Consider the following 14,989-nt stretch of genomic DNA (forward strand, 5'->3'; position numbering starts at 1 on the left):
TATAAGTTTAAAAGAAGTAAAAAATTGTAAGAAAGACTTAACAGTTTCCGGCAGCTGACAGTCCCGGAGCAATCAGGCGTTGAGCCCTTCATCTGTGAGAAGGCTGCTCCCATCCGCCGCCGCGGTAGCCAGCTGGTCGCACCGTTCATTGAGCGGATGTCCGGCATGGCCCTTCACCCAGATAAAATTCACCCGGTGGGCGGCCTTTGCTTTTAAAAGCCGCTCCCAAAGGTCAATATTTTTCACCGGACCGCTTTTTCCGCGTTTCCAGTTGTTCCTGACCCAGTTGTCGATCCAATGCTGGTTAAACGCGTCTGTCAGATATTTGGAATCCGAGTACAGATCCACCTCGCAGGGACGGTTTAACGCCTCTAACGCCACAATGGCCGCCATCAGTTCCATCCGGTTGTTGGTGGTTTTTTTGTATCCGGCAGACAGCTCCTTTTCGTGAAGCTGTCCCTTGCTGTCCGTAAAATGCAGGACTGCACCGTATCCTCCCGGTCCGTCCGGATTTCCCCTCGCTGAACCATCGGTGTAAATCTGTACTTTTGACATTTCTGTTATTCTCCTATCTGTCCCATTTGTCACATAATGCATTGATCTGATCGGCAAATTTTGCCAGATCCTTGTTGGCACCGCCCTCGTTTCTGCGGATGACGCCCATCAGGCGCTCACCGGCAGCCAGAAGCCGTGCAAAGACACCACTGGCTTTCTTTGCCAGAGCACTCTTGGCCTGGATCGGGATACCTGCGGTTTCCCGTACCCAGACACCCTTTATCAGGTCAAACTCAGAGCCTGAAAACGGCGCCTTGGCCGGTACACCGGTCTTTTCTGTGATGAGCTCGGCAAAGCGGTCGCAGACATCGTCATTGCCATGAACTACGAAAAACTGCTGAGGCTTCTTTTCAAAGGCCAGTGCCCAGGTCAGAAGACCATTCTGATCAGCGTGTCCGCTGATGTCGTGAAGCACCTCGATGTGGGCTTCCACATCAATGCTTTCACCAAAGAGCTTCACTTCCTTCGCACCGTCCACCAGGGCACGGCCAATGGTGCCGACAGCCTGGTATCCGGCAAAGATCACCGTACATTCCCTGCGCCACAGATTGTGCTTTAAATGATGGCGGATACGTCCTGCGTCACACATGCCGGACGCAGAGATGATAACCTTCGGCTTTGCATCAAAGTTGATGTTGATGGACTCGTCACTGGTTACGGAAAGCTTCAGACCCGGAAAGGCAATCGGGTTGATGCCTTCCTCCACGAGCTCCCTGGTTTCTTCATCGTAGCATTCTGCCTGATTTTCCTTGAACACGTGGGTAGCCTCCACCGCCAGCGGACTATCCACATAAACCTCAAAATTATCATGACCGTGGATCAGACGCTGGGCTTTGATCTGGCGGAAGTAATAAAGAAGCTCCTGGGTACGTCCTACCGCAAAGGCCGGGATCACGACATTGCCGCCCCGGTCCAGGGTTTCCTGGACGATCCGCACCAGCTCCGAAATATGATCCTTTCCCTTCTGGTGGAACCGGTCCCCGTAGGTAGACTCCATGACTGCGTAATCTGCTTCTTTCGTGTAGATCGGATCCCGGATCAGGGGCTTGTTGAAGTTGCCGATATCGCCGGAAAAAACGATTTTCTTCTCCACTCCGTCTTCCTTCATCCAGATTTCAATGGAAGCAGAGCCCAGCAGATGGCCGATATCCGTAAACCGGACAGAAACCTCATCATTTACTTTCACAATTTCATCGTAGTAATATCCTTCAAAATGCTCCAGTACCCCCAGTGCGTCGCTCATCTCGTATAATGGCGGCACTTCCGGACGTCCGGCACGTCTTGCTTTTCTGTTTTTCCACTCTGCCTCCGTCTCCTGGATATGCGCAGAATCTTTTAACATGATGTTGCAGAGGTCGCAGGTGGCGTTGGTCGCAATGACACGCCCCTTGAAGCCCCTGGCATAAATATAAGGCAGCATACCCACGTGGTCAATGTGGGCATGGGTAAGAAGCACAAACTGGATATCAGACCACGGCACCGGCGGCTCTACATTTTCATAGATGTTTATGCCCTGCTCCATGCCGCAGTCTACCAGGAATTTACTGCTTCCGACTTCCAGATAATGACAGCTTCCCGTCACCTCATGAGCTGCTCCGCTGAAAACCAATCTCATAAAGCACCCTCCTTTTGTATGTATGTGCTCTCGGAGTCCGAGGGTACATGGTTAAATGATGATGCAGATCAGGCCTCCGTTGCTGTCGTTGATGATCTTCTGGAGGGCATCCTGAAGCTTGGACTGGCATTCCTCCGTCATCTGGTTTACCTTGGCCTGAATTCCATCCTCCACAATCTGTTCTATGGATTTTCCGAAAATATTTGTCTCCCAGATCCCGTTTTCTTCCCTGTTTGCGTTGTCCTTCATATAAGCGATGAGATCCTGGGCCTGCTGCTCGCTTCCCACAATGGGGGCAATCTCTGTCTGGATCCGTGCCCGGATCAGATTGATGGACGGCGCTTCCGCCTTCATCTTAACCCCATAACGGTTTCCGTGCCGGATCACCACCGGCTCATCCAGCACGATCTCCGAGCGCTCCGGCGTCACCACACCGTAGCCTCTGGCCCGCACCTGCTCCAGCGCGTTCCGGATCTTGTCATACTCCTGTTTCTTTTCGGCCAGCTCCTTCAGTTGCTGCATGAGTTCATACTCATCCCCAATGGAGAGTCCGGAAAACTCACTTAAGATCTGATAATAATAATCTTCATCAAACAGCATCCGCACCGCGACTTTTCCGTCTGACAGATCCATGCGACCAGTTTCCATGCTGCTTACCGCCTTCGCTTCATCATCCTTCCAGGAATCCGTAAGATCCTTCATCCTGCGGATATGGCTCATGGCATTGCGGGCTGCCTTCACAGCCTGCTGCTTCAGCCAGTGCGAAGCCGGCAGAAGTTCCAGCCACTTCGGGATCTGAAAATCCACCTCTGTGACCGGAAATTCAAAGAGGACCTGCTTTAAGATCTGATAAATATCCCCCGGCTTCAGCTGCTCGCAGTTCACCGGCATGACACAGACCTCATATTTCGTTTCCAATTCCTTTGCCAGATTTCTGGTTTCTTCCGAATATGGCCTGCTGGAGTTTAAAAGCACCAGAAACGGCTTTCCGATCTCCTGAAGCTCCCGGACTGCCGTTTCCTCTGGCTTTATGTAGGCCTGCCGCTCCAGCTCTCCAAAGGAACCGTCTGTGGTGATCACAAGTCCGATGGTGGAATGATCCCGGATCACCTTGCGGGTACCGATTTCCGCTGCCATGGTAAAGGGAATGCTCTCTTCAGACCATGGCGTTTTCACCAGGCGCTCCTTTTCATTTTCCAAGTGCCCGCCGGCTCCCTCCGTCATAAAGCCCACACAGTCCACCAGCCGTACTTGTACAGCAGTATCTTCCCCCAGGGCAATACGGGCTGCCTCCTTGGGAACAAACTTCGGCTCCGTAGTCATGATGGTCTTTCCTGCCGCACTCTGAGGCAGTTCATCCCGGGTCCGGTTCTTCTGGTTTTCATCGGTAATGCCTGGCAGCACCATCTGCTCCATAAATCGCTTGATAAAGGTAGATTTTCCGGTCCGCACCGGTCCTACCACGCCCAGATAAATCTCTCCGCCGGTCCTTGCCTGAATATCCCGGTATACACTGTACTGTTCCATATAGACACTCCCCCTGCCAAAACAGATCTGTTACCGGTGACAGACTAAAAATCCGGTCACACCGGTCAGTACTGTTTCTAATATATGCAGGAGCATCCTGGAATCATGCTTTTCTGATGCAGAAAATATAAGGATCTGCCGGATCGATCAGCGTTTTCCCATGTACAGATGCCGCGGGATTCCGTCTACCATAACAGACGGGGAATCACCCTGGATCAGCGGTCTTACGTAGTCAATAAATTCTTCTGTCACATAAGTACCGTCCTTTGTGATCCACTCTCTCGGTACCATCTTCTCACCATTTGCGATCTTGTGCACATCGTAAATGCCGGTTGCGCACTGATACGGATCATCCGATACACGGTCAATGACCACCATCTTGCCGGAATCCCCTTCATCGGCTGCCTTGACAGCAGCACCGCCGACCATAAAGGCCTCATTTACATCCACGCGGGATGCAAGATGCGCTGCACTGCGCTGTAAGGTAGAAAACTCCACGGCACGGGTTTTGCATCCAATATCACGATGAATCACGTTCGCCAGGTAGCTTGCGGTTCCGGTCAGCTGCTTATGGCCGAAGGCATCGACATAATCGGAGGCACTTCCCAACTCGCTGACATAACGGCCGTCCTGGATGCGGATACCCTCAGAAACTGCGACAACGACTACATCCTTCCTGGTCAGAAGCTTGCGCACCTTTGCGGTAAACTTTTCGATGTCAAAGGTCAGCTCCGGCAGATAGATCAGATCCGGTCCGTCGCAGTCCTCTCCGCGGGACAATGCAGCTGCACCGGTCAGCCATCCGGCATTGCGGCCCATGATCTCTATGATGATCACCTGCTGTTTTTTATAAGAGAAGCCAAGGCCGTCCCGGATCACTTCTTTGGTAGAGGTTGCAATGTATTTTGCGGCACTTCCATAGCCCGGCGTATGGTCGGTCAGGGCCAGGTCGTTGTCAATGGTCTTCGGAACGCCCACGAACTTCTGGGACTGCCCCGTCAGAATTGCGTAATCCGACAGTTTTTTGATCGTGTCCATGGAATCATTTCCGCCGATATAAATAAAGCATTCAATATTCAGCTTATTTAAGATTTCAAAAATCTTTACATAAATGTCCTGATTTTCATGGATATCCGGCAGTTTATAACGGCAGGTGCCAAGGAATGCAGACGGCGTACGTTTTAAGATTTCCACATCCAGATCACTGCGGATAAACTTGGAAAGATCCACGTACTGTTCATCCAGAAGCCCCTGGATTCCATACAGCATACCGTATACCTTTTTCGCTCCGCGGTCAACCGCCGTCCGGTATACACCTGCAAGACTGGAATTGATAACGGCAGTCGGCCCTCCGGACTGTCCTACGATTACATTGCCCTTCATAAGTAAACCCTCCTTCATATAAGCTTTGCGCAACAGGGTCCCCACACCCAATTACTTTGCCTAAATAATACCATAAAAAGGAGCAAAAAGTCTAGGACTTTTCGCTCCTTTTTCGGTCGTTTTCAGACAGTTTGAATTTTTGAAACAAATTCTCGCTTTTTGTCAAACTGCGTCATCTGTTTATCTTATTCACTTAAGTACGCCTTCTTAACGGAATCATCGTTCATGAGCTCCTTTGCGTCACCGCTGAGCACAATCTTTCCGGTTTCCAGCACGTAGGCACGGTTCGCAATGGAAAGCGCTTTCTTCGCATTCTGTTCAACCAGAAGGACTGTCACGCCGTCTGCATTGATCTTGCGGATAATATCGAATATCTCATTGACATACAGCGGGGACAGACCCATGGACGGCTCGTCCATGACGATCAGCTTCGGATGAGACATCAGTGCACGGCCCATTGCCAGCATCTGCTGCTCACCACCGGAAAGCGTACCGGCCATCTGGTTTTTACGCTCTTCCAGTCGCGGGAATCGCGCATAAATCTCTTTCAGAGTCGCCTCCATCTCGTTTTTGTCATTGCGGGTGTACGCACCCAGCTTTAAGTTCTGCAGAACCGAAAGCTCTGCGAACACGCGGCGTCCCTCCGGCACATGGGCAATACCCATTCCTACTAGCTTATACCCCGGAATCTTTGTGATATTGTTTCCTTCATAGGTAATAGTGCCTGCCTTGGACGGGATCAGGCCGGTAATGGTCTGCAGTGTTGTGGTTTTCCCTGCGCCGTTTGCTCCGATCAGGGCAATGATCTCACCCTGGTTTACCTCAAATGAGATTCCCTTGATTGCCTGGATGACACCGTAGCAGACTTCCAGGTCTTTTACCTCAAGTATTGCCATTGCTCTAACCTCCTACTCTCCAAGATAAGCCGTAATAACACGCTTATCATTCAGCACTTCTGATGTCTCACCCTGGGTCAGTACCTGACCGAAGTTTAAGACCGTCAGCTTTTCACAGATACCGGAAACCAGCTTCATGTCGTGCTCGATCAGAAGCACAGTCATATCAAAATGGTCACGCACAAAACGGATGGTATCCATCAGCTCTGCGGTCTCGTTCGGGTTCATGCCGGCTGCAGGCTCGTCCAGGAGAAGAAGCTTCGGGTCCGTAGCAAGGGCGCGGGCGATTTCCAGCTTTCTCTGCTTGCCATAAGGCAGGTTGGATGCCTTGTAATCACATTCCTTATCCAGATCAAAGACCTTTAACAGCTCCATGGCCCGGGCGTTCATTTCCTTCTCTACTTTATAATAACGCGGAAGGCGGAAAATACCCTCGATGGTGGAATACGGATGATGGTTATGCAGGCCTACCTTTACGTTGTCCAGAACACTTAAATCCTTGAACAGACGGATGTTCTGGAAGGTTCTTGCAATGCCTGCCTGATTGATCTCAATGGTGCTTTTTCCGGTCAGCTCTTTGCCATCCAGGAAAATAGCGCCGTGATCTGCCTTGTAGACACCGGTCAGCAGATTGAAAATGGTAGTCTTGCCTGCGCCGTTTGGTCCGATGAGGCCGTAAAGCTGTCCCTTTTCGATGGTCAGACTGAAATTGTCCACTGCTTTTAATCCGCCAAAAGAGATGCCGATATTTTTTACTTCCAGCATAGCCATATTATGCAGCCTCCTTTGCAGATTTTTTATTTTTCTTGATACGGTCCATGAAAACAGATCTCATCTCTATGGCCTTCGGACTGGAGTTGAAGATCATCATAACGATCAGGACTACTGCGTAGATCAGCATTCGGTAATCGTTCAGGCCGCGTAAAAGCTCCGGAAGCATGGTCAGGATAATCGCCGCGATCATGGAACCGCGGATATTTCCAAGTCCGCCCAGTACCACAAATACCAGGATCATGATGGACATATTATAGCCGAAGTTCTTCGGGGTTGCCGCCAGGGAGGAGAGGTTGTGGGCATACAGAACACCTGCAACGCCTGCCAGGGCTGCGGAAATCGCAAATGCCATCAGCTTGTACTTGGTAATATTGATTCCCACGGACTCTGCCGCAATGCGGTTGTCGCGAATGGACATAATGGCGCGTCCGGTGCGGGAATTGATCAGGTTTAACACGATAAACAGGGTGATCAGCACCAGGATGATGCCTACCGTAAAGGTTGCCGCCTTCGGAGTACCGGTAATACCCTGTGCACCCTTGATGATGACAACGCCGTCCGCGCCCATGCCAAGGGATGTGGTATCCTTGATGGAAAAATGAAAGCCGTTGGAATCCATTCCCACATACAGCACATTGATAAGGTTCTTGATGATCTCGCCGAATGCAAGGGTTACGATAGCCAGATAGTCACCCTTTAACCGCAGGACCGGAATACCAATGATAATGCCGAACACGCCTGCAACGGCAGCTCCGATCAGGAGAGCCAGAAAGAAGCGCATGCCCACAGACGGGATCACATCTGTCATGCATTTGGTAAAAAACGCACCGGTAAAAGCACCTACGCACATGAAGCCTGCATGTCCCAGGCTTAACTCACCGAGAATACCGACTGTCAGGTTTAAGGATACAGCCAGGATCACATAGATACACAGAGGAACCAGAAGTCCCTTTAACAGGCTTGTCATATGTCCGGTGGCTCCAAGGATCTGGACCAGGATCCAGCAGGCAATTACGATCGCGTAAGTGATGCTGTTCTGGATTAATAATCTGTTCTTTTTCATTCCATTCACCTACACTTTCTCCGTAATCTTTTTTCCCAGGATTCCGGTCGGACGTACCAGCAGCACAATGATCAGCACTGCGAATACGATGGCATCAGAAAGCTGGGAAGAAATATATGCTTTGGAAAGATTCTCGATCACTCCTAGCAAAATACCGCCGATCAGCGCGCCCGGAATGGAGCCGATGCCGCCGAAAACAGCTGCCACAAACGCCTTGATACCCGGCATGGAACCGGTGTAGGGAGTCAGGGACGGATATGCGGAGCACAACAGTGCGCCCGCGATCGCTGCCAGGGCAGAACCGATCGCAAAGGTGATCGCGATGGTGCTGTTGACATTGATGCCCATCAGGGTTGCCGCTCCGGTATCCTCAGATACAGCCAGCATAGCCTGGCCAACCTTGGTCTTATTGATGAAGGTTGTCAGAGCTGCCATGATGATGATACAGGTAATGATCGTAACCATGGTAACACCGGAAATAGACAGCGCTCCACCCGCCAGCTTTAAGCTTGGCACATTCACAACAGATGTGAACTGACGCGCGTTGGAGCCAAAGATCAGCAGCGCCACATTCTGCAGCAGGTAGCTGACACCGATAGCCGTGATCAGAACGGCCAGGGAGGATGCGCCGCGCAGCGGCTTATAAGCGACACGCTCAATCACGACACCCAGTACCGTACAGGCGATGACTGCCGCCAGAACGCCCACCATCGGCGGGAGTCCCAGGGTACTGACTATGGTAAAAATAACGAAGCCGCCTACCATAATAATATCACCATGGGCAAAGTTCAGCATTCTCGCGATACCGTAAACCATGGTGTAGCCCAGTGCAATGATCGCGTAAACACTGCCCAGGCTGATTCCGTTGATCAAATAAGACAGAAAACTCATGTACCTACCACCTCTTTACTTTTTTTCTATGAGAAATAAAACATAACTGGAATTATAGCATAGTCAAATTTGAAGTTCAAGCAAAAGTTCGCGAATGCGCACCATTTGTCCGCGTGGCAAAGACACGTTTTTCATGTCGTTTTTCCACGTATATCACGAACTCTCCAGGTGAACACAAATTACGGAAAGCCGAAAAAAGGGAACCGCCCTGCCGGACGATCCCCTTTCGGATGTTTCCATGCTGTTTGCGTGTTGGATACACGGAAAAATTACTGCATCTCGTACTCACCGTTTACGATCTTCACAGCCTTCGGTGCTTTATTCGGCTCGCCGTTTGCGTTCCAAACCATGTCAGAACCAGTCAGGCCATCAATAGAGATCTCGGTCATAGCCGGCTTTAATGCGTCACAGATATCGGAAGCGCTCATATCAGCGGTAACGCCTGCCTTCTCAACAGCTGCCTTGATTGCGTAGATCGCATCGTAGGAATCTGCAGCAAACTGGTTCGGCTCGATGCCGTAAGCTGCTACATAAGCCTCAGTAAATGCCTTACTGCTCTCCTCAGTGGTGGAGAACGGAGTTAAGAGCATCAGACCCTCTGCCAGGGAAGTATCAAAGTTCTCTACGGAAAGGATACCATCCATACCATCACAGCCGAAGAAGACCGGTGCGAATTCTTTGTCGCTTGCCTGCTTTAAGATGATGGAAGCCTCCTGATAGTAGATCGGAAGGAATACCAGCTCTGCGCCTGCGTCTTTTGCCTTGTCAAGCTGTACGGAGAAGTCGGTGTTGCTGTCTGCGGTAAATGCCTCGTCAGCTACGATCTCCAGACCCTGGTTTGCTGCCTCAGCAACAAATGCCTCACGAATACCAGAAGAATACTCGGTAGAGCTGTCATAGATGATAGCGATCTTGGTAGCCAGCTTGTTCTCTCCAATATACTTAGCGGAAGCGGTACCCTGATCCGGGTCTGCGAAGCATACGCGGAATGCGTTGTCAGTTGCTACGCACTCAACTGCGGAACCGGACGGAGTGATCAGGAACATGTTATCAGACTCAGCCTCTGCTCCTACAGCGATACACGGTTTGGAAGTGGTCGGACCGTCTAATACCTGCATACCCCAGTCTTTTAAGGTGTTGTATGCGTTGATGGATTTCTCTGGATCATTCTCATCATCCTCAGCCTTGGTCTCGATCATCATGCCGTTGATACCGCCAGCCTCGTTGATCTCCTTTGCTGCCAGCTCTGCGCCGTTTGCGACTGCGTTACCATAAGCTGCGCCTGCACCGGTTAACGGTCCGATTATGCCTACCTTTAATGTGCCGCCTTCTGCTGCTGCCTCAGTCTCTGCACCCTCTGCTGCAGTGGTCTCAGCATTATCTGCTGCTGCGGTAGTCTCTGCCGGCTTGCTGCCGCCACATGCTGCTAAGGATGCTGCCATCATAGCTGCCATACCAAAACTAACCAGTTTTTTCTTCATAATATTTCCTCCTCTTAAATGAAAACAGGCTCCCTGAACCTTCAGGAAGCCGTATCCTTAAAGCTGAGCTAATTATAGTAGCCCGAAAAACGCTTGTCAAGAACTTTCTTGCGTTAAAGCGAAGTTGAAGCAAAGTCATACAGAATTTTCAGTTCAGAAAATTCCTACCACGGTAGATTCGCGCTTTCTTTGCTGTTTCTTCGCAACAGCAAGACGATTTTGCCAATGCTTCGCATTCCGAATTGGCAAAATCCACAACCTCTGTTTTATCATACGGAATTTTCAGTTCTGAAAATTCCTACCACGGAAGATTTGCGCTTTCTACTTTCTTGTCCCGCAGCATCAGATCAGCAACTGCCTCTTTCGCCGACTTTCCGTCAAACAGTACTTCATTGACAGCCTCGATGATCGGCATGGATACCTGATACTTTTTTGCAAGAGCCAGACCGGCCTTGGCAGAATAGACACCCTCTACCACCATCTGCACCTCGTCCATAGCCTCCTTCATGGAATAGCCTTTTCCGATCAGGATTCCGGCACGGCGGTTGCGGCTGTGCATGCTGGCACAGGTCACGATCAGGTCTCCGATCCCGGTAAGGCCGGCAAAGGTTTCCAGCTTTCCGCCCATGGCCATGCCAAGCCGGCTGATCTCCGCCACGCCCCGGGTAATGAGGGCTGCCTTGGTGTTGTCGCCATACCCAAGTCCGTCTGCGATTCCCGCTGCCAGGGCAATGACATTTTTCAATGCCCCGCCAATCTCAATTCCCAGGATATCCGGGCTGATGTAAACCCGAAATACCGGGCTCATGAAAAGATTCTGGATCTTCTCCGCAGTTTTGCGTGTTCTTGCCCCGGCCACACAGGTGGTCGGAAGCCCCCGGCTCACCTCTTCTGCATGGCTCGGTCCGGAAAGAACGGCCACATCGGCACCGGGAAGCTCTTCTTCCAGAATATCCGTCAGTGTCATGAGGGTTGCCTCCTCAATGCCCTTGGCCACATTGACCACCAGCTGTCCTTCTTTCAGGAAAGGCTTCATCTTCCGGGCAGTCTCCCGCACATAGATGGAAGGAACCGCCACCACAAGAAGATCTTTCTCCTTCATGGCACGTTCCAGGTCAGAGGTAAATTCCATATCGTCCGGAAGCACCAGATCCGGAAGAGTCTTTAAGCGATGCTCTGTTCTCAGACTTTCTGCCTCCTTTTCAAAGGCAGACCATTCCGTCACCTGATGGCCGTTCTCGTGAAGCAGGAATGCAAGGGCGGTGCCCCAGCTGCCTGCGCCGATTATACTCACATTTGCCATAGGTCTATTCCTTTCTGGCACCCAGCTTGTTTTCCGTGCCGCTTAACAGTCGTTTGATGTTGGTATGATGGCGCCAGATCCCCATAGCGGAGATCAGGCCTGCCAGCACATAGAATTCTGTCAGATGTGCCGCCGCAATGCCAAAATCACCACGGGCACCGAAAAACACCATACCGATAAAAAAGCAGATCATCACCAGGATGGATCCCAGGGATACATAGCGGGTAATGGCTACTGCAGCCACAAACACCACCAGGCAGACCAGCATCACACGCCAGTCTGTGGAGGCCAGAAGCCCAGCGGAGGCCGCAATGCCCTTGCCACCCTTAAATCCCATATAAAACGGGAAATTGTGTCCCAGGATCACGCCAAAGCCGGTGTAGAGCAGGTATACATACAGAAGCTCGGGCTGGCTGCGAAACAATACTCTTGTGATCAGGCATGCAGTAATCATCTTGCCTGCGTCACCCAGGAATACGATCAGTCCGGCCTTTTTGCCCATCACACGCAGGACATTGGTGCTGCCGGAGTTTCCGCTTCCGTAATTGCGGATATCCATATGCTTGGATCTGCTGTAGAGATAGCCGGTCTGAAACAGACCAAACACATAACCCATTACCAGACAAAGTACTCGTTCCATTTACTCCTCCTTTCCATTCCTTTCGCGGATCAGGAATTTCAGAGCCGTACCCTTAAATCCGAAGGATTCGCGGATGCGGTTTTCCAGGTATCTCACATAGGAGAAATGCATCAGTTCTTTGTCATTTACGAAAATAACGAAGGTCGGCGGCTTTACGGCTACCTGGGTCATGTAATACAGCTTCAGACGCTTGCCCTTATCAGACGGCGGCTGCTGCATTGCAACAGCTTCAGTCATGATCTCATTGAGCACGCCGGTGGCGATACGCATGGTCTGGTTCTCGCGCACCATATCGATGAGCTCAAACATCTTGTTCATACGCTGTCCGGTTACAGCAGAGATAAATACCATCTCAGCATACTGCATGAAAGACAGGGTATCCTTGATCTTTTTGGTAAACTCGTAGATAGTCTTGTCGTTCTTCTCGATGGCATCCCACTTGTTGACGGCAACGATGATGCCCTTGCCCCTGTCATGGGCGATGCCTGCAATCTTTGCGTCCTGCTCCGTCACGCCCTCGGTCGCATCAATGACCAGAATGACCACATCCGCACGCTCCACGGCAGATACGGTACGAATGATGCTGTAGCGTTCCAGATCCTCTTTGATCTTGCTTTTACGGCGCAGTCCGGCGGTATCAATAAAGATATACTCCGTTCCGTTGTATACGACCTCGGTATCGACCGCATCACGGGTGGTACCTGCAATATTGGAAACGATCACACGGTTCTCACCCAGCAGCTTATTAATAATAGAAGATTTTCCTACGTTCGGCTTACCGATGATGGCTACCTTCGGACGGTCATCCTCTTCTTCCTCTAACTGCTCCAGGGTGAAATGCCTGGACACCTCGTCTAACAGGTCACCGATTCCCAGGCGGGAAGCCGCGGATACCGGAATCGGATCGCCGATTCCCAGGTTATAGAACTCGTAGACATCGTTTCCGAATTTCTGGATGCTGTCCACCTTGTTTACCGCGAGGACCACCGGCTTTCCGGATTTGCGGAGCATGTCCGCAACCTTGGAGTCAGAATCCTGCAGACCCTGACGTACATCCACGATGAAGATAATGACATCTGCGGTGTCAATGGCAATCTGTGCCTGCTCCCTCATCTGGGACAAAATGATGTCACGGCTGTCCGGCTCAATACCACCGGTATCAACCAGGGTGAAGTTCATGTTCAGCCAGTTGCAGTCCGCATAAATACGGTCTCTGGTAACTCCCGGCGTATCCTTTACGATGGAGATGGTCTCCCCTGCCAGTACATTGAACAGGGTAGACTTTCCAACGTTCGGACGCCCTACAATGGCAACGATTGGTTTACTCATGTGTGATCTCCTTTAATTCATATCCGTCGTAGACGGTATCTTGTTCTTCTTCCAGGCCAAGAACGGCATCCACCAGATCCTGACCGCTTGATTTTACAATATTCACCGGAACTTGTAAAGCGTTTTGCACATCGGCGCGGGTGAGGTCATCCAGAAATACCTCCTCGCCACTCCGAAACATGCAGATTGGAAGCAGCAGACGCTCGCCAAGCGGCACCACCGACATCTGCTTCTTTAAATCCTGTCCAGTGATCAGACCGGCCACGGTGATGCTTTCTCCGAAAAAGTCATTGCGGATCGCGTACAGATGCACCTTTTTCTGAGGAAACTTTGCCTCGATCTTATCCAGCTGCTTTCTCAGATAAGGGTAAGCCAGCCGGCCCGTAGCAATGGACAACTCCTCCGGCTTCACCGGAAGATCCTCCGGCAGTGCCTCAAGCGCTTCTGTTACCTCGGTGTCGAGAAGACGCAGCATGCCCACGCCATTCTCCAGCTGCGGGTATCCGTCGTAACGCTCCGTCTCCGGCAGCTCCCGTTCTGCCAGAATATAGAATTCATCACTGGCATGGATGAAGTGCATGCCATACTGCTCATATATGATTTTCTGCCATTTTTCAATGATATCAATGGCATTCTCTGCATCTTCCTTCTCAAAGGGCTTTAACGGATACAGACCATCCCGGTATTTGGAAAGTCCCACCGGTACGACGGAAGCGCTCTGCATATAAGGAAGATACTTGGTCATGTCCCGGATGGTATGATCCAGCTCTTCCCGGTCATTCACGCCCTTGCACAGCACGATCTGTCCGTTCATGGGTATGCCGGCCTCACAAAGACGGTCGATCTTTTTTAATGCTTCTCCCGCAAAGCGGTTGTGGAGCATCTCGCAGCGCAGCTTCGGATTGGTGGTGTGCACCGAAATGTTGATCGGCGCCAGCTTAAAATCAATGATACGCTGGATGTCATGCTCTTTCATGTTGGTCAGCGTCACATAGTTTCCCTGAAGGAAGGAAAGACGGGAATCATCGTCCTTAAAATAGAGGGTTTCGCGCATGCCCGGCGGCATCTGGTCAATGAAACAGAAAATGCATTTGTTGCTGCAGGACTTGTAATCGCTCATAAGTCCGTTCTCAAAGGTGATGCCAAGATCCTGGTACTCATTTTCTATTTCCAGCTCCCACTGCTCGCCGTCTGCCTTTTCCACCAGCATGACCATGCTTTCGCTGTCTACATAATATTCATAATCAAAGATATCTTCCACTTCATTTCCATTGATCGTAAGTAAACGGTCTCCCGGCTCCAGCTCCAGTTCCTCCGCAATGGAACCCGGGTCAACGGATTTTATCAGATGTCCTTTTTGTTTCTTCATAGATATTCCTTTCCAGCAGATGTTCAGGGCCTGCTTTGACCTGGGTCATCCGGCTGTCAATCTGCACTCTTTTCATCATAACAAGATTCCTGTTCTTTGTCAAAGCAATCGGCCTCCGGTTTTGGGTGGATTTACCTGTTTTTTTGTTTTTTTTTACAAAATT

Annotated in this window: 13 protein-coding genes; all 13 read right to left on the reverse strand. The window is 50.8% G+C overall.

Features of this window, described 5'->3' with window-relative positions; all coding sequences use genetic code 11:
• Positions 1-72: 72 nt before the first annotated feature.
• Positions 73-555, reverse strand: a complete 483-nt coding sequence (rnhA, locus tag ACMP1L_RS06865; protein WP_118732221.1) for a ribonuclease HI — start codon at positions 553-555, stop codon at positions 73-75.
• Between the two features lie 13 nt (positions 556-568).
• Complete coding sequence (locus ACMP1L_RS06870; RefSeq protein WP_418452446.1) at positions 569-2,170, reverse strand: MBL fold metallo-hydrolase RNA specificity domain-containing protein; 1,602 nt, start codon at positions 2,168-2,170, stop codon at positions 569-571.
• Between the two features lie 51 nt (positions 2,171-2,221).
• Positions 2,222-3,697 carry a stage IV sporulation protein A gene (spoIVA, locus tag ACMP1L_RS06875; RefSeq protein WP_118732223.1) on the reverse strand — a complete coding sequence of 492 codons (1,476 nt, stop codon included), beginning with the start codon at positions 3,695-3,697 and terminating at the stop codon, positions 2,222-2,224.
• A gap of 147 nt (positions 3,698-3,844) precedes the next feature.
• Positions 3,845-5,080, reverse strand: a complete 1,236-nt coding sequence (locus ACMP1L_RS06880) for a 6-phosphofructokinase (protein WP_118732224.1) — start codon at positions 5,078-5,080, stop codon at positions 3,845-3,847.
• Positions 5,081-5,265: 185 nt separating this feature from the next.
• Positions 5,266-5,976 (reverse strand): ABC transporter ATP-binding protein, encoded by a 711-nt coding sequence (locus tag ACMP1L_RS06885; RefSeq protein WP_118732225.1) that lies wholly within the window; start codon positions 5,974-5,976, stop codon positions 5,266-5,268.
• Positions 5,977-5,988: 12 nt separating this feature from the next.
• Positions 5,989-6,747 carry an ABC transporter ATP-binding protein gene (locus ACMP1L_RS06890; RefSeq protein WP_118532572.1) on the reverse strand — a complete coding sequence of 253 codons (759 nt, stop codon included), beginning with the start codon at positions 6,745-6,747 and terminating at the stop codon, positions 5,989-5,991.
• A gap of 1 nt (position 6,748) precedes the next feature.
• The gene (locus tag ACMP1L_RS06895) at positions 6,749-7,813 is read right to left on the reverse strand and encodes a branched-chain amino acid ABC transporter permease (protein ID WP_118732309.1); all 1,065 of its coding nucleotides are present in this window, start codon (positions 7,811-7,813) and stop codon (positions 6,749-6,751) included.
• 9 nt (positions 7,814-7,822) lie between these two features.
• A complete protein-coding gene (locus ACMP1L_RS06900; protein ID WP_118732226.1) occupies positions 7,823-8,704 on the reverse strand; it encodes a branched-chain amino acid ABC transporter permease in 882 nt (293 codons plus the stop codon).
• A gap of 269 nt (positions 8,705-8,973) precedes the next feature.
• A complete protein-coding gene (locus ACMP1L_RS06905; RefSeq protein ID WP_118732227.1) occupies positions 8,974-10,185 on the reverse strand; it encodes an ABC transporter substrate-binding protein in 1,212 nt (403 codons plus the stop codon).
• Positions 10,186-10,483: 298 nt separating this feature from the next.
• A complete protein-coding gene (locus tag ACMP1L_RS06910) occupies positions 10,484-11,488 on the reverse strand; it encodes an NAD(P)H-dependent glycerol-3-phosphate dehydrogenase (protein ID WP_177303925.1) in 1,005 nt (334 codons plus the stop codon).
• Between the two features lie 4 nt (positions 11,489-11,492).
• Positions 11,493-12,128: a glycerol-3-phosphate 1-O-acyltransferase PlsY gene (gene plsY / locus ACMP1L_RS06915; RefSeq protein ID WP_118732229.1), complete on the reverse strand. Its 636-nt coding sequence runs from the start codon at positions 12,126-12,128 to the stop codon at positions 11,493-11,495.
• Positions 12,129-13,457 carry a ribosome biogenesis GTPase Der gene (gene der, locus ACMP1L_RS06920; RefSeq protein ID WP_118732230.1) on the reverse strand — a complete coding sequence of 443 codons (1,329 nt, stop codon included), beginning with the start codon at positions 13,455-13,457 and terminating at the stop codon, positions 12,129-12,131.
• Positions 13,450-14,826 carry a DUF512 domain-containing protein gene (locus tag ACMP1L_RS06925; RefSeq protein WP_177303926.1) on the reverse strand — a complete coding sequence of 459 codons (1,377 nt, stop codon included), beginning with the start codon at positions 14,824-14,826 and terminating at the stop codon, positions 13,450-13,452. The genes der and ACMP1L_RS06925 overlap by 8 nt, the downstream gene beginning before the upstream one ends.
• Between the last annotated feature and the right edge of the window lie 163 nt (positions 14,827-14,989).

The sequence above is a fragment of the Ventrimonas sp. genome (genome assembly GCF_048380235.1).
Classification (GTDB): domain Bacteria; phylum Bacillota; class Clostridia; order Lachnospirales; family Lachnospiraceae; genus Brotaphodocola.

Coding starts and splice junctions, on each gene's coding strand:
- ACMP1L_RS06890 (WP_118532572.1), bottom strand. CDS start 6,747: ATGGCTATGCTGGAAGTAAAAAATATCGGCATCTCTTTTGGCGGATTA.
- ACMP1L_RS06925 (WP_177303926.1), bottom strand. CDS start 14,826: ATGAAGAAACAAAAAGGACATCTGATAAAATCCGTTGACCCGGGTTCC.
- spoIVA (WP_118732223.1), bottom strand. CDS start 3,697: ATGGAACAGTACAGTGTATACCGGGATATTCAGGCAAGGACCGGCGGA.
- ACMP1L_RS06900 (WP_118732226.1), bottom strand. CDS start 8,704: ATGAGTTTTCTGTCTTATTTGATCAACGGAATCAGCCTGGGCAGTGTT.
- ACMP1L_RS06910 (WP_177303925.1), bottom strand. CDS start 11,488: ATGGCAAATGTGAGTATAATCGGCGCAGGCAGCTGGGGCACCGCCCTT.
- der (WP_118732230.1), bottom strand. CDS start 13,457: ATGAGTAAACCAATCGTTGCCATTGTAGGGCGTCCGAACGTTGGAAAG.
- ACMP1L_RS06885 (WP_118732225.1), bottom strand. CDS start 5,976: ATGGCAATACTTGAGGTAAAAGACCTGGAAGTCTGCTACGGTGTCATC.
- ACMP1L_RS06880 (WP_118732224.1), bottom strand. CDS start 5,080: ATGAAGGGCAATGTAATCGTAGGACAGTCCGGAGGGCCGACTGCCGTT.
- rnhA (WP_118732221.1), bottom strand. CDS start 555: ATGTCAAAAGTACAGATTTACACCGATGGTTCAGCGAGGGGAAATCCG.
- ACMP1L_RS06905 (WP_118732227.1), bottom strand. CDS start 10,185: ATGAAGAAAAAACTGGTTAGTTTTGGTATGGCAGCTATGATGGCAGCA.
- ACMP1L_RS06870 (WP_418452446.1), bottom strand. CDS start 2,170: ATGAGATTGGTTTTCAGCGGAGCAGCTCATGAGGTGACGGGAAGCTGT.
- ACMP1L_RS06895 (WP_118732309.1), bottom strand. CDS start 7,813: ATGAAAAAGAACAGATTATTAATCCAGAACAGCATCACTTACGCGATC.
- plsY (WP_118732229.1), bottom strand. CDS start 12,128: ATGGAACGAGTACTTTGTCTGGTAATGGGTTATGTGTTTGGTCTGTTT.